Origin of the sequence: Neisseria sp. HMSC074B07 (assembly GCF_001810355.1) — a bacterium.
Classification (GTDB): domain Bacteria; phylum Pseudomonadota; class Gammaproteobacteria; order Burkholderiales; family Neisseriaceae; genus Neisseria.
The window spans coordinates 36345-49754 of sequence record NZ_KV800978.1 but is presented as its reverse complement, the minus strand read 5'-3'; the positions used below and the strand labels follow the sequence as shown (position 1 = coordinate 49754).

12 protein-coding genes and 2 pseudogenes are annotated in these 13410 nt (G+C 50.7%); 8 read left to right on the top strand and 6 right to left on the bottom strand.

The genetic code is table 11. The annotated features are described in order from the left end of the window. Nucleotides 1-135: 135 nt before the first annotated feature. A pseudogene (locus tag HMPREF2726_RS11080) lies at nucleotides 136-540 on the top strand (helix-turn-helix domain-containing protein); the annotation flags it as partial. A 345-nt stretch (nucleotides 541-885) separates the two neighbouring features. Here HMPREF2726_RS11080 and efeB read toward each other — a convergent pair. The 3 genes from efeB to efeU all read right to left on the bottom strand — a co-directional run bounded on the left by efeB (nucleotide 886) and on the right by efeU (nucleotide 4444). Next, nucleotides 886-2154 (bottom strand): iron uptake transporter deferrochelatase/peroxidase subunit, encoded by a 1269-nt coding sequence (gene efeB / locus HMPREF2726_RS11075; RefSeq protein ID WP_009312977.1) that lies wholly within the window; start codon nucleotides 2152-2154, stop codon nucleotides 886-888. A 215-nt stretch (nucleotides 2155-2369) separates the two neighbouring features. Then, complete coding sequence (efeO, locus tag HMPREF2726_RS11070) at nucleotides 2370-3533, bottom strand: iron uptake system protein EfeO (protein ID WP_009312978.1); 1164 nt, start codon at nucleotides 3531-3533, stop codon at nucleotides 2370-2372. Nucleotides 3534-3607: 74 nt separating this feature from the next. Further along, nucleotides 3608-4444 carry an iron uptake transporter permease EfeU gene (efeU, locus tag HMPREF2726_RS11065; protein WP_009312979.1) on the bottom strand — a complete coding sequence of 279 codons (837 nt, stop codon included), beginning with the start codon at nucleotides 4442-4444 and terminating at the stop codon, nucleotides 3608-3610. A 656-nt stretch (nucleotides 4445-5100) separates the two neighbouring features. Here efeU and HMPREF2726_RS14520 point away from each other — a divergent pair. Further along, nucleotides 5101-5325, top strand: a complete 225-nt coding sequence (locus tag HMPREF2726_RS14520; protein ID WP_198006989.1) for a hypothetical protein — start codon at nucleotides 5101-5103, stop codon at nucleotides 5323-5325. Nucleotides 5326-5403: 78 nt separating this feature from the next. Continuing rightward, nucleotides 5404-5511: pseudogene (locus HMPREF2726_RS14515) on the top strand (IS5/IS1182 family transposase); the annotation flags it as partial. Between the two features lie 295 nt (nucleotides 5512-5806). On the opposite strand, the gene HMPREF2726_RS11050 reads toward HMPREF2726_RS14515, so the two are convergent. The 3 genes from HMPREF2726_RS11050 to pyk all read right to left on the bottom strand — a co-directional run bounded on the left by HMPREF2726_RS11050 (nucleotide 5807) and on the right by pyk (nucleotide 9775). Beyond that, nucleotides 5807-7219: an OmpP1/FadL family transporter gene (locus HMPREF2726_RS11050; RefSeq protein WP_009312982.1), complete on the bottom strand. Its 1413-nt coding sequence runs from the start codon at nucleotides 7217-7219 to the stop codon at nucleotides 5807-5809. 372 nt (nucleotides 7220-7591) lie between these two features. Further along, nucleotides 7592-7969 carry a hypothetical protein gene (locus HMPREF2726_RS11045; protein ID WP_232203849.1) on the bottom strand — a complete coding sequence of 126 codons (378 nt, stop codon included), beginning with the start codon at nucleotides 7967-7969 and terminating at the stop codon, nucleotides 7592-7594. Nucleotides 7970-8302: 333 nt separating this feature from the next. Next, nucleotides 8303-9775: a pyruvate kinase gene (gene pyk / locus HMPREF2726_RS11040; protein WP_070603384.1), complete on the bottom strand. Its 1473-nt coding sequence runs from the start codon at nucleotides 9773-9775 to the stop codon at nucleotides 8303-8305. 379 nt (nucleotides 9776-10154) lie between these two features. Here pyk and HMPREF2726_RS11035 point away from each other — a divergent pair, with 379 nt between their 5' ends. From HMPREF2726_RS11035 to rplB, 5 genes are all read left to right on the top strand, one after another. After that, nucleotides 10155-10658 carry a hypothetical protein gene (locus HMPREF2726_RS11035; RefSeq protein WP_070603382.1) on the top strand — a complete coding sequence of 168 codons (504 nt, stop codon included), beginning with the start codon at nucleotides 10155-10157 and terminating at the stop codon, nucleotides 10656-10658. Between the two features lie 336 nt (nucleotides 10659-10994). Continuing rightward, a complete protein-coding gene (rplC, locus tag HMPREF2726_RS11030; RefSeq protein ID WP_009312985.1) occupies nucleotides 10995-11639 on the top strand; it encodes a 50S ribosomal protein L3 in 645 nt (214 codons plus the stop codon). Then, nucleotides 11639-12259 carry a 50S ribosomal protein L4 gene (rplD, locus tag HMPREF2726_RS11025; protein ID WP_002218573.1) on the top strand — a complete coding sequence of 207 codons (621 nt, stop codon included), beginning with the start codon at nucleotides 11639-11641 and terminating at the stop codon, nucleotides 12257-12259. Before rplC ends, rplD begins: the two co-directional genes overlap by 1 nt. Beyond that, a complete protein-coding gene (gene rplW, locus HMPREF2726_RS11020; protein WP_002231529.1) occupies nucleotides 12256-12570 on the top strand; it encodes a 50S ribosomal protein L23 in 315 nt (104 codons plus the stop codon). The genes rplD and rplW overlap by 4 nt, the downstream gene beginning before the upstream one ends. Nucleotides 12571-12575: 5 nt before the next feature. After that, entirely contained in the window at nucleotides 12576-13409 is an 834-nt protein-coding gene (rplB, locus tag HMPREF2726_RS11015; RefSeq protein ID WP_003742892.1) for a 50S ribosomal protein L2, read from the top strand. Nucleotide 13410: the final 1 nt, after the last annotated feature.

Genomic DNA, 13410 nt, shown 5'->3' with positions numbered 1-13410 from the left:
TCCCGCTTCATTCGGCCGTCAGATCAGGATGCATATGTGGAAAGGTCGGCGGATTCGCATTTGAAATGCAACTTTCCATAACAGAAAAAGGCCAGTATGCGGTAGCATACGGCCTTTCCTGCAAGAAAGATTGCCATGAGCTACACACAACTGACCCAAGACGAACGATACCATATACAATACCTGTCACGCCACTGCACCGTCACCGAAATCGCCAAACAGCTTAACCGCCACAAAAGCACCATCAGCCGCGAAATCAAGCGGCACTGCATCCAAGGACAGCAATACAGTGCCGAAAAAGCCCAACGGCAAAGCCGGATTACCAAACAGCGCCAGCGAAAACCCTATAAGCTCCACTCGCAGCTGATTCAACACATCGACACCCTTATCCGCCGCAAACTCAGTCCCGAACAAGTATGCGCCTACCTGCGCAAACACTACGGGATCACGCTCCATCACAGTACCGTTTACCGCTACCTCCGCCAAGACAAAAGCAACGGCGGCACTTTGTGGCAAAACCTCAGAATATGCAGCAAACCCGCCTGCGCGGGAATGACGGTTCATAATGCTGATTAAAAACCAAGCCGCCCGTAGCGTGGATTCTATACATGAATAAACAGAGATGATTGGATTCGGATGTTTGGGGAAAAGGTCGTGGGCGAAGCCCACGCTACGGGTTCGGTTTGTCCCAAGCCTGTGCCCATTTGAGGGAAAGGTCGTCTGAAAACCGGAATACTTAGTTTTCAGACGACCTTTTTGCAGGGAGAGTTTTTACGGATAAGACCTCTGCGCCGTCAGAATGAACAGGGATAATTGGATTCGGATGTTCGGTGAAAGGTCGTGGGCAAAGCCCATGCTACGGGTTGGTTTATCCTAAATCTGTGTTCACGCACTGAGCAGGCTTTGGGCGAGGAAGCCGCCTTTTTCGACGCCGGGGAGGATGAAGAAATAGCCGCCGCCGAAGGGGCTGATGTATTCTTCCAGCGGTTCGCCGTTGAGCAGGTTTTGGACGAAGATGAAGCCGTCGGCGAGGTTGGCCTGGTAGCAGATGAAAATCAGGCCGACGTCGAGCTGGCCGTTGGCGGCGAGGCCGCGGGAGTAGTTGAAGGCACGGCGGTAGAGCAGGTGTTTTTTCATGAACTCGGGGTCGCGGGGGTTGGCCAGCCTCATGTGGCTGTCTTTGGGGGTGGTTTTGCCGTCGGGGTCTTTGGCGAAGTCGGCGGTGTCGCTCTCTTTTTTGCCGTCCATGGGGGCGCCGCTGTATTTGCGGCGGCCGAAGATTTCGGTTTGTTCCTGCAAGGGGGTTCTGTCCCAGAATTCGACGAAGTGACGGATGAGGCGGACGGCCTGGTAGCTGCCGTTTTTCGCCCAGGCGGGTTCGTCTTGGCTGTTGGCGGCGATGCCTGTCCAGAGGACTTGGTCGGCAATTTTAGGATCGGATACGTCGGGGTTGCCGGAGCCGTCGCGGAAGCCTAAGAGGTTGCGGGCGGCGATGGCTCCGGGTTCGGCTTTGGGCAGCCAGCCGTCTATGCTCCAGCGGATGACGGCGGTTTGGGCGGTGTTTTTGATGATGTCGCGCAGGGCGGCTTGGCAGGTTTCGGGGGTGAAGGCGCAAATTTGGAGGCTGAGGTCGCCGTCGCACCATGATTTTTGGAGGCGGTCGTTGGGGAAGTCGCGCATTTCTTGGAGGTGGCGGGGTTTTTTGTCTTTGAGTCCGAAGCGGTCGTCAAAGAGGCTGCTGCCGACGCCGACGGTGATGGTGAGGCCGTCGGGACGGAATGTTTTGCCGAGCAGGCCGCTGCCTGCGGGGGGGAGTTTTTCGTCACCGTCTTGGTACTCGCCGCCTTGGGTGAGGAATTCGATGCGGGCGGTGAGGGTGCGGAAGAGGTTTTCGAGTTGTTTAGGGTCTTTGGCGGTTACGTCGAAGGCGCACATGATGCCGAAGAGTTGGTGCGGGGTGGTAATGCCGGCTTGGTGCGTGCCGTAGCAGGGGTAGGCTTGCGGGGAGTGTTCGTTGAGACGGGTCTCGGCGGCGGTTTCGCCTTGTTGTTTGCCGGCGAACCAGCCTGCCGCGCCGGCTGCGCCTGCGGCAAGGACGGTTTTGAACAGGGTGCGTTTGGTCGGTTGGGCGGGTTGTGAGTTGTCTTGGCTCATGGTTTGTCCTGAATGTATTTTGGCATGGCGGCAAGGTGTGTCGCGGTTTGAGCTTTGTCGGATACAAGTATCCGACCCACAGGGCTGTATTGGGGTTTTCGCGGGCAAAGCCCACGCTACGGCCTTTCCCTTTCCGTGGGAGAGGGCATCAGCGATAAGTTTTCAGACGACCCCTTGTATCTCAAAAGGTCGTCTGAAACGGGCGGGTCAAAAGTTTATTTGAGACCCAGTGTGCCGCGCAGTTGGCTCAGGTCTTCGGCAAGGGCGTTAATCGGTGCCTGAAGGGTTTTGCGGTCTTCGTCGCTGAGTTTGTCGTAGGTTTCAAAGCCGTCTTTGGTTTTGTATTTGGCGAGGATGTCGGTGACTTGTTTGAAGTTGGCATCGACTTTCTCGAGCAGGGCTTTGTTTTTCTCGGCAATCATCGGACGGAAGAGTTCGACGATTTTTTGCGCGCCTTCGATGTTGGCTTGGAAGTCGCTCAAGTCGGTGTGGCTGTAACGGTCTTCTTCGCCACTGATTTTGCTGCCGGCAACTTCTTCAATCAACACTGCCGCGCCGCCGACGACTTTGTTCGGCGGGAAGGAGAGGGCGTCGATTTCTTTTTGCAGGGCTTCAACGTCTTTCATGAGTTTGTCGGCAATGTCTTTCACGCCGGATACATCTTTTTTGACCCACAGGGCGTGTTCGATGCGGTGGAAGCCGGTGAAGGCCGCGTCTTCGGTTTTATCTTTGAAGTCGTCTTCACGCGCGTCGATGGCGGGGTCGAGTTCGTTGAAGAGTTCGGCAATCGGCTCGATGCGTTCGTAGTGGGTGCGGGTGGCGGCAAACAGGGATTTGGCTTTTTCGATGTCGCCCGCTTTGACGGCGTCGGTGAAGGCTTTGGTTTTGGCAACCAGCTCTTTGGCTTCGCCTTGGACGTAAACTTTATAGTCGGCAAGCGGTTTGGCGAGTTTTTCCAAATCGGCTTCGTTGCCGGTGTCTTTAAAGCCGCTGTCGGTAACGACCAGTTTGCCGCGCGGGTTGGTCAAGAGGCCGCAGGTCATTTCGTATTCGCCCGGCAGCAGGGTAACGGTCATTTTGTCGGAAAGTCCGGGAGCGATGTTTTCGCGTTCGTCAACCACCATCACGCCTTTGAGGATTTCCCATTCGAGCTTGCGGCCGCTGTTGTTTTTGATGTTGAACACGACTTGTCCGCTCGGTACGGTCAGTTCCATCGGTTCGCAGGCAGTGTCGTTCACGCCGACGTTGACGGTGCCGTCGGCATTCGCGCTTGATGCACCTGACGCGGCAGGCGCGGATTTTTCCGCTTCGGGCGGCTGACACGCGGTCAGACCCAAAGCCAGCATCACGGATAAAGCAGTTATATTGAGTTTTTTCATTTCAAACCTCTTTGGCATGTTGATAAGAATGAGATACGGAGTTTTTAAGCGCCACTAGGGGCTGTCGACAGTCTCTAATGGCTTTCAGACGACCTCTGCACCGCGGCGGGCCTGCTGCCGTGCAAAAACCAAATCATGACCGGAACCAAATACAGCAGCCACGCCAGCACCTCGCCCTGCGTCGGGTGGTCGGTATAGCCGAAGAAGCCGCCGAGCAGCACGCCCATCGGGCTGTCTTCATGCAGGTATTTGGAAGAATCAAACACCACTTCTTGCAGGTGGTTCCACACGCCCGCCTCATGCAGCGCGCGCAGCGAACCGGCCACCAAACCGGCGGCCACCACAATCAAAAACGCGCCCGTCCAGCGGAAAAACTTTGCCAGATTCAGACGCATACCGCCCTGATAAATCAGCGCGCCGATGACCACTGCGGCCAGCAGCCCCAATACCGCGCCGACGGGCATAGACCAAGTCGGACTCTGCTGAAACACCGCCAAGAGGAAAAACACACTCTCCAGCCCCTCGCGTGCCACAGCCAGAAAAGCCATGCCGACCAAAGCCCAGCCTTGGCCGTCGCCGCGGTTTAAGGCCGTCTGAACCGAATCCTGAAGCTGCTGCTTCATCGAACGGGCGGCTTTTTTCATCCATAAAATCATATAAGTCAGCATTGCCACCGCCACCAAACCGATAACGCCGACCACAAATTCCTGCTCCTTCTGCGGAATCTCGCCCGTTGCCGAATGGATGCCGTATCCGATGCCCAAACACATCAGCGCAGCCAAAGCCACACCCAGCCACACCTTAGGCATCAGCCGCGAATGTCCCGACTGTTTCAAAAAACCCGCGACGATACCGACGATCAAAGCCGCCTCGATGCCCTCGCGCAACATAATCAAAAAAGCAATCAACATATATAAAACAAACCTTAAAACTTAATGTCCAGATGGGGATCAAAACCAGCCCATTTTGTCTTCACCGCATTCGAATTCACACGCAGCAAATGTTCATGAAGCCTGTTGAAACCTTCATGGCCGAACCACAGGCTTCCCCTCGGACAGCGCGATAAACAAATACGCCCCGCGTTCCGTAATACAAAAGCTCGCGGCTGAAAAACTTGTTACAGCTAAAACAAATGAGCGTGTCACCGTCCAACACCCTATCGGGCGCGATAGCGCGGTGTAAGGCAAAAAAGAAGAAAGAGAAGAAAAGGGCTATCGGTATCAACATGACGGACATGACAAACCTCTCTAAAAAATTCAGACGACCCCGGTTAGACAGGGCAGTAGAAATTTTGTTTGAAAGTATCGGGTTTGAAATACTGTCTGATACGCCAAAAATATCTATCGGATATTTAATTCCGCCGTCTCTTTATCCCAAGTCTGACAAAGTACCGCCATCTGCCTGTCTTAAAAGTAAGAGTTTATAAACGGAGTCGCACAAATGCAAATAATTTTTATTATTTCATCAGTAAGCCATTATTTAAACAAGCCAAAAGGTAGCGTCAGAATTTACCGCAAAACAAAGCGAATCAACGTAATACGCTTTCCCGGAAACGCTGTTTGTCCGTATGTCTGGGAATATTGGAACACCAATAAGCCAAACAAAAAGGTCGTCTGAAAATCCGAATATCGAGGTTTCAGACGACCTTTCCCTTCTCGCCAATTACCATCCCATCCACCTGATTAAAGAAATGATGCCGAGCATGACGACGACCGTTATCGAAATCCAGAAAATCGGAGGACGGCTGTCGGATTCAGCGGGTTTGACGGGTTTTACCCAGCCATTTTTGTAGAGAAGGATGGTGAGAAGCATCATCAAGATGCCTAGAAACAAAAATATTTGGAAATTATTCATTCACTTTGGAGCCCTTTATAGTGGATTAAATTTCAATCAGGACAAGGCGACGAAGCCGCAGACAGTACAGATAGTACGGCAAGGCGAGGCAACGCCGTACTGGTTTAAAGTTAATCCACTATATCGTTTATGGCGGACAGTTCGCATAATTGGACTGCTTTACTTCTTAAGGCAGGGGCCGGGGTAAAAAGTTCGTCATAATTATCAATTTGATAAATCAAGCACCTATCCCTGGTCTTCCAAACAGGGAGGTTTTTTATTGATCCTGTCTGCGTTCGGCTGAGACGGCGTCCTTATTCTGTGTACCCGTCCGATGGGAGGCGGAAGGAAGTATTCCTGATGTCAATTTATGGCAAAAGGTCGTCTGAAAACCTGGATATCGGTTTTCAGACGACCTTTTGATGTCGGTGCCAAACGGCTTACTTGAATTTGTAAGTGTATTGCAGGCCGATGATGTCGGCGTGGTTTTTGAAGTGCGCGCTGGATGCGCCTTTGCTGTCCACATCGCTGCCGGTGGCTCGGGCGGTGTGGTAGCGGGTGTCGTTGATGTGGATGTGGCTGTAAGCGGCATCGAGGACGTGGTTTTTGCCGATATGGTATTTCGCGCCGAGCGAGAACCAGATGCGGTTGCCGTCGGGCAGGCTGTTCATGCGGTAGCCGGCGTTTTTGACGGGCGAGCGGTCAAAGGCGATGCCTGCGCGCAGTTGCAGCGGGTCGGTCACTTGGTAAGAACCGCCGAGCGCGACTTTGTAAGTGTTGCGCCAGTTGGGGGTGATAACGGTGCGGTCGGATTTGCCGTTGACGACGTTTTTGGTGTTTTCAAAAACCAGTTCCGCTTTGTTGAAGCGGCTGTGGCGCGTCCAAGTTACATCGCTGAACAGGTTGAATTTGTCGGTGGCTTTGTACATGCCGTGAACGGACAAGGATTCGGGGGTTACAATTTTGACGCTTGCTTTTTCATGCGGAACGTAGCCGCGGGCGGCAAGCGCGCCCAAATCCCAAGCGCGGCGGGCGTATGCGCCGTCGGCTTCCCATTCTGCCGAGCCTTTGAGGGTGTGGGTTACTTTGGAGCGGTAGTTCACGCCGACCCGTGCGCGGTCGTTGATGTCCCACATCCAAGCGAGTTGATAGCCGAAGCCCCAGTCGTGGCCTTTTACTTCGGCGTGTCCATCAGATTTGCCTTGCGCACTGACGGAGACAGGGCGGCCGGCGGCGCGTGAGGCAAGGCCGCTGGCGAGTTGGCTGATGGAGCCGGAAGCATCCCAGTCGGAATATTTGCGCAATTCGGCTTTGGAATATTGGGCGATCAAACCTGCACCGAAAGCATGGTTTTCATTGGCTTTCCAAGCGACGACCGGTTCGATGTCGATGCTGGTGAGGCTCAGTTTGTTGATGTTGTGGCGCAGCACGGAATCTTTTTCGTATTCGGTGGCAGAGCCGAAGGGAACATACACGCCCAAGCCTAAAGTTACATCGTCATTGACTTTGTATGCGCCGTAGAGGTGCGGAGCGACGGTGGTTTTGGTGATTTTGCCGCTTTTTGAGCCGGAAACATCGCCGCCTTGATAGTATTTTGCGGAATCGGCTTCGTAGTGGATGCTGGGGATGACGATGTTGGCGTTGACGGAAACTTGGCTGCTGTCGAGTTTGGACAGGCCGGCAGGGTTGTAGAAGATGGTCGATGCGTCGGCGGCTTCCGCGCCGGAAGAGTTGGCAGTGCCTTGCGCGTTGACCGACTGCGTACCGAAATGGTAGCCCGAAGCGTGGACTGCGCCGGAGAAGAAGACGGCGCTGAGTAAGATTACGGTTTGTTTGATGGGTGAGTGTGTCATTTTCTTGTACCTGCTTGTAAATAATAAAGAGGTCGTCTGAAACAAACGCCTCCGTGTCTGGAGCGGGCTGACGGTTTGGAATCGGCATGTTGAATTGAAACGATGGTCTTTGAAGCGGAAATCCTGCAAGCTGCTTTTGCGCGAATTTTGAGGCTGAAGGACGGCAGTTTTCAATCAAAATACGGTTGTTTCCTAACGGTCATTCCGTTTGATTAGTGTAGGTACTCGATTCTATACCACGTTATCGCGTTTGCCTAATATTTTTGGACGCTTTCAGAAAAACTTGTGTGTTGCGTAGATAGGAGAGGGCGGGACTGTGGTAAAGATGTCATTGCGGGATTTATTGATGACTTGGTTCCCTCTATTAGAGCTTTATGCACGAATACCCTGATAAACAAAAATAAATTTGCCATCTTTTTTATGAAAACTACCTTCTAGGGTTAGGTCAGTTTCCTTGTTATCTGCATATAAACAGCATTCGATTCCTATAACTTCTTCTGTACCATTCATTTCATATGTTTCAAATATTGCCCTATTATCATTTCGTGCGGTCAATGCTATTGCTTTGGGAGGTAATGATAATTTTTTAGCTAAAAGATTTTCATCATCCAGTTCTTCCAAAATTTCCTCATACACACCTTTGTTAATCTGAAATTTGATTTCGAGTTGTTTAAAATCTCTCTGATTAAATAAATTTAGAAATTCTTCTATAAGGTCAAAAAAATTATCTTTCATTTGATCTTTTGGCATATTCATTTCTTTCTTATTGAAAGTTGATTGGTTGAAGCTCTTACATTAGCCCTCAAGCCCGTTAGATATTCTCCAGCTTTCAAAGCAGCACACTTTTCTGTCTTTGTGCCTAGACTTGAGGTTCTTAAAAAATTATAGACTCCTAGTGTTTCAGTGCTCACAAAGCAGCACACTTTTCTGTCTTTGTGCCTAGACTTGAGGTTCTTAAAAAATTATAGACTCCTAGTGTTTCAGTGCTCAAAAATCTTGCTTCAAAAGAAAACGAAAGGTCGTCTGAAAACCCGTTTCCAAGTTTTCAGACGACCTCTTGTTTATCTGCCGTTTGCGTGTCGATTATTTAACGTGCAACACTTCCAGCGTATTGGTCGAACCGGATTCGCGCATTTGCGAACCGCTGGTGATGATGTATTGGTCGCCGGAGCTTAAGATTTTATGTTCGACCAACATGGCTTCCACTTCGTTCAGCGCGGTATCGTGGTCGGTGCTGGTCGCCAAAATCAGCGGGCGCACGCCGCGGTACATCGCCATACGGCGTTGGGCGGAAATGCTCGGGGTCAGCGCGAAAATCGGCAAGGTGATGTTGTGGCGGCTGACTTCGAAGGCGGTCGAACCGCTTTCAGTCAGGGCGACGATGGCTTTGGCGTGAACCGCGCGCGCCACGCTGACCGCACCGCCGGCAATCGCCAAGTTGGTGCTGACGGCTTCGGGATAATCGACCTGTTCGGCAACGCCGTTGAGCGAATCTTGTTCTTTTTCCGCAGCCGCGCAAATAATCGCCATTTGGCTGACGGTTTCAAAAGGATACGCGCCGACGGCGGTTTCGGCGGAACACATCACCGCATCGGTACCGTCCAATACCGCGTTTGCCACATCGCTGACTTCCGCGCGGGTCGGGACGGGGTTGGTGATCATGGATTCCATCATTTGGGTTGCCGTAATGCTGAAGCGGCGCAATTCGCGTGCGCGGCGGATCATGCGTTTTTGCAGGGCGGGGACGGCTGCGTGTCCGACTTCAACCGCCAAGTCGCCACGCGCCACCATGATACCGTCGCTGGCGAGGATGATTTCGTCCAAGTTTTCAATCGCTTCCACACGTTCGATTTTGGAAACCAAACCGGGGCGAACGGCAGTGCTGCCTTTCATTTCTTCTTCGACTTTGGCGCGGGCAGTGTGCAAATCTTCGGCGGATTTTACAAAGCTGATGGCGAGGTAGTCGCAACCGATGGCAATCGCGGTTTTCAGGTCGCGGAAGTCTTTCTCGGTCAACGCGCCTGCGGACAAACCGCCGCCGCGTTTATTGATGCCTTTGTTGCTTTTCAACACATGGCTGTTTTCAACTTTAGTAACAATCTTACTGCCTTCAACGGATTCCACGGTCAAAGTCAGCAAACCGTCGTCCAACCACAAAACATCGCCCGCAACGACATCATTAGGCAGGTCGCGGTAGTCCAAACCGACTGCGTCGCGAGTGCCTTCGCCTTCGAGTGCGGCATCAAGAACCAGCGTTTCGCCTTTGTTCAATTCGATGCTGCCACCGGCGATTTTGCCGACACGGATTTTCGGACCTTGCAAGTCGGCGAGGATGGCGATTTCCTGTCCGGCGCGTTTTGCCGCTTCACGCACGATGCGGGCGTTTTCCTGATGGAATTCAGGCGTGCCGTGGCTGAAGTTGAAACGGACGACATTCAGACCGCCTACACGGATCATGTCTTCCAACAACTGGACATTGTTGCTGCCCGGCCCCAACGTGGCGACGATTTTGGTGTTGTGGCTGATGCGGGTTACATCGCGTTTTGCATTACTCATGTGAAGCGTCCTTTCGGTCAATCCGTTGATAAATGGCATACGGCTTTGTTAGAAAATTACAAAATAGCATCCCAACGTCGTCTGAAACTGTAAATCTAAAACTTATGTCGAGACATCCAAGCCGTAAATCATGATGCAAATTAATATTTTGGGATTTTACTCCCAAAGTTAAATGATTGGTGGAAAATTACAGGATTTTATGACTTAGGCTAAATTTAATTTTACATACGTTTGGGGCGGCAATCCGCTACAATACCGTCTGCCACTTTTCAGACGACCCTCCTTAAATGGATGTGTATAGTGGATAGGTTGTCTGAAACTACATTAGTTTCCATCCATATCTTTTTCATCATTATCAGACACAACCATGCTAAGACGAATGCTCACTTCTTTGCCCATAGGTATTATGCTTGCCGATATGGTTTATGGTTTCGTTTTAAATATCGTTCAAGGACTTAACCTTCAGCAGCAAGCGGCTCCTGCTTCAGACGGCGGACTGGCGGTAACACCCGACATCGCGTTCAACAGCCTGCAAATCGTTGCAAACGGTGGCATGGTCATCATCATCGGGTTCGGATTGATTGTCTTGTTACAGCTAAACCGTACAGTGCTAAAACGTCAGATTTTGCCCATCGGTATTTTCCGAACGCTCGGACTGATTGCCGTGTTGGCTTTCAGCGTACCTTCGTTGTGGGAATGGTTTAATGCCGCATTGACCCTGTCGGCAGGAGGAAACATCCTCAATACCGGCAACCCGCGTTATTTGGTTTCCGCTTTATGTATGCCCTTGATTGCCTTTTTATGTTTGGTACGGTTGTTTGGTTGGTATAAATTGCACACGCGCCAGCCCGAGCAAAACCCAACGACGGAGTTGCAGAAATAGCATTCTCGGTATAAAACGTATCCGAGTAGCGTAAAATAACCATGTATTGAGAAGAGGTCGTCTGAAATTTTGTTGTAGATGAAATTTCAGACGACCTTTTATATCGTTGAACAACAATTAAGACTGTCAAAATTCAGAACAGAATATCGATGGATTGGATAAAACCCAAATCGCTCGGATGATAGTAAATAATCTGCGGCAAGCCTAAGATTTTTCTTGAAAACTTCTTTATTGTCGTGGTATAGTTCAGGGCTTGGTACAAATGTGCCAAGTTTTATCATTGTCCGAAGGCAGGCCAATCGTAGCCCGCCCCTTTACTTTAAAAGGAAAATAATCATGACTTTAGGTCTGGTTGGACGCAAAGTTGGTATGACCCGCGTGTTCGACGAACAGGGTGTTTCTGTTCCGGTAACCGTTTTGGATATGTCTGCCAACCGCGTTACACAAGTAAAATCCAAAGATACTGACGGCTATACTGCCGTTCAAGTTACCTTTGGTCAGAAAAAAGCTAACCGTGTCAACAAAGCCGAAGCTGGGCACTTTGCAAAAGCAGGTGTTGAAGCTGGTCGCGGTTTGATGGAGTTTGCTTTGACTGAAGAAAAACTGGCTGAATTGAAAGCCGGTGACGAAATCACCGTTTCTATGTTTGAAGTCGGTCAACTGGTCGATGTAACCGGTACCTCTAAAGGTAAAGGTTTCTCCGGTACGATCAAACGTCATAACTTCGGTGCCCAACGTACTTCCCATGGTAACTCCCGTTCTCACCGTGTTCCAGGTTCTATCGGTATGGCGCAAGACCCAGGTCGCGTGTTCCCCGGTAAACGCATGGCTGGTCAATACGGCAACACTAAAGCAACTGTCCAAAAACTGGAAGTTGTACGTGTTGATGCAGAACGCCAACTGCTGTTGGTTAAGGGTGCTGTTCCGGGTGCGGTCAACAGCGATGTTGTAGTTCGTCCTAGCGTGAAAGTAGGTGCGTAATGGAATTGAAAGTAATTGACGCTAAAGGACAAGTTTCAGGCAGTCTGTCTGTTTCTGATGCTTTGTTCGCTCGCGAATACAATGAAGCGTTGGTTCATCAGCTGGTAAATGCCTACTTGGCAAACGCCCGCTCTGGCAACCGTGCTCAAAAAACCCGTGCCGAAGTAAAACACTCAACCAAAAAACCATGGCGCCAAAAAGGTACCGGCCGTGCCCGTTCCGGTATGACTTCTTCTCCGCTGTGGCGTAAAGGTGGTCGTGCGTTCCCGAACAAACCCGACGAAAACTTCACTCAAAAAGTAAACCGTAAAATGTACCGTGCCGGTATGGCGACTATCCTGTCCCAATTGGCCCGTGACGAGCGTTTGTTTGCGATCGAAGCGTTGACTGCTGAAACTCCTAAAACCAAAGTTTTTGCTGAACAAGTGAAAAATCTGGGTCTGGAGCAAGTGCTGTTTGTAACCAAACAGCTCGATGAGAATGTTTACTTGGCTTCACGCAACTTGCCAAACGTGTTGGTTTTGGAAGCTCAACAAGTTGATCCTTACAGCTTGCTGCGTTACAAAAAAGTAATCATCACTAAAGATGCAGTTGCACAATTAGAGGAGCAATGGGTATGAATCAACAACGTTTGACTCAAGTGATTTTGGCACCTATCGTTTCTGAAAAAAGCAACGTATTGGCTGAAAAACGCAACCAAATGACGTTTAAAGTTTTGGCAAATGCAACCAAACCTGAAATCAAAGCGGCTGTTGAGCTGCTGTTCGGTGTTCAAGTTGCTTCTGTAACTACCGTTACCACTAAAGGTAAAACTAAGCGTTTTGGTCGTACTTTGGGCCGCCGCAGCGATGTTAAAAAAGCTTATGTAAGCTTGGCTGCCGGTCAAGAGTTGGATTTGGAAGCCGCTGCTGCAGCTGCAGATAAGGAATAAACAAAATGGCAATTGTTAAAATGAAGCCAACTTCTGCAGGCCGTCGCGGCATGGTTCGCGTGGTAACAGAAGGTTTGCACAAAGGTGCGCCTTATGCACCTTTGCTCGAAAAGAAAAATTCTACTGCCGGTCGTAACAATAATGGTCATATCACCACCCGTCACAAAGGCGGCGGTCATAAACACCATTACCGTGTTGTAGACTTTAAACGTAACAAAGACGGTATCCCTGCAAAAGTAGAGCGTATTGAATACGATCCTAACCGTACTGCCTTCATTGCACTGTTGTGCTATGCAGACGGTGAGCGTCGCTACATCATCGCTCCTCGCGGTATTCAAGCCGGTGCTGTATTGGTTTCCGGTGCTGAAGCTGCCATCAAAGTAGGTAACACCCTGCCGATCCGCAACATCCCCGTTGGTACAACTATCCACTGTATCGAAATGAAACCTGGCAAAGGTGCTCAAATTGCACGTTCTGCCGGTGCTTCTGCGGTATTGTTGGCTAAAGAAGGTGCATACGCTCAAGTCCGTCTGCGCTCTGGTGAAGTTCGTAAAATCAACGTAGATTGCCGTGCAACCATCGGTGAAGTCGGTAACGAAGAGCAAAGCCTGAAGAAAATCGGTAAAGCCGGTGCCAATCGTTGGCGCGGTATTCGTCCGACCGTTCGTGGTGTTGTCATGAACCCTGTCGATCACCCGCATGGTGGTGGTGAAGGTCGTACCGGTGAAGCTCGCGAACCGGTTAGCCCATGGGGTACTCCTGCTAAAGGCTACCGCACTCGTAATAACAAACGCACGGATAACATGATTGTTCGTCGTCGTTACTCAAATAAAGGTTAAT

Bases quoted from the DNA above. Each gene is read 5' to 3' on its own strand.
- rplW (WP_002231529.1), top strand. From the start codon at position 12,256: ATGAATCAACAACGTTTGACTCAAGTGATTTTGGCACCTATCGTTTCT.
- efeB (WP_009312977.1), bottom strand. From the start codon at position 2,154: ATGAGCCAAGACAACTCACAACCCGCCCAACCGACCAAACGCACCCTG.
- HMPREF2726_RS11050 (WP_009312982.1), bottom strand. From the start codon at position 7,219: ATGACACACTCACCCATCAAACAAACCGTAATCTTACTCAGCGCCGTC.
- HMPREF2726_RS14520 (WP_198006989.1), top strand. From the start codon at position 5,101: ATGTCTGGGAATATTGGAACACCAATAAGCCAAACAAAAAGGTCGTCT.
- efeU (WP_009312979.1), bottom strand. From the start codon at position 4,444: ATGTTGATTGCTTTTTTGATTATGTTGCGCGAGGGCATCGAGGCGGCT.
- rplB (WP_003742892.1), top strand. From the start codon at position 12,576: ATGGCAATTGTTAAAATGAAGCCAACTTCTGCAGGCCGTCGCGGCATG.
- rplD (WP_002218573.1), top strand. From the start codon at position 11,639: ATGGAATTGAAAGTAATTGACGCTAAAGGACAAGTTTCAGGCAGTCTG.
- pyk (WP_070603384.1), bottom strand. From the start codon at position 9,775: ATGAGTAATGCAAAACGCGATGTAACCCGCATCAGCCACAACACCAAA.
- efeO (WP_009312978.1), bottom strand. From the start codon at position 3,533: ATGAAAAAACTCAATATAACTGCTTTATCCGTGATGCTGGCTTTGGGT.
- rplC (WP_009312985.1), top strand. From the start codon at position 10,995: ATGACTTTAGGTCTGGTTGGACGCAAAGTTGGTATGACCCGCGTGTTC.
- HMPREF2726_RS11035 (WP_070603382.1), top strand. From the start codon at position 10,155: ATGCTCACTTCTTTGCCCATAGGTATTATGCTTGCCGATATGGTTTAT.
- HMPREF2726_RS11045 (WP_232203849.1), bottom strand. From the start codon at position 7,969: ATGCCAAAAGATCAAATGAAAGATAATTTTTTTGACCTTATAGAAGAA.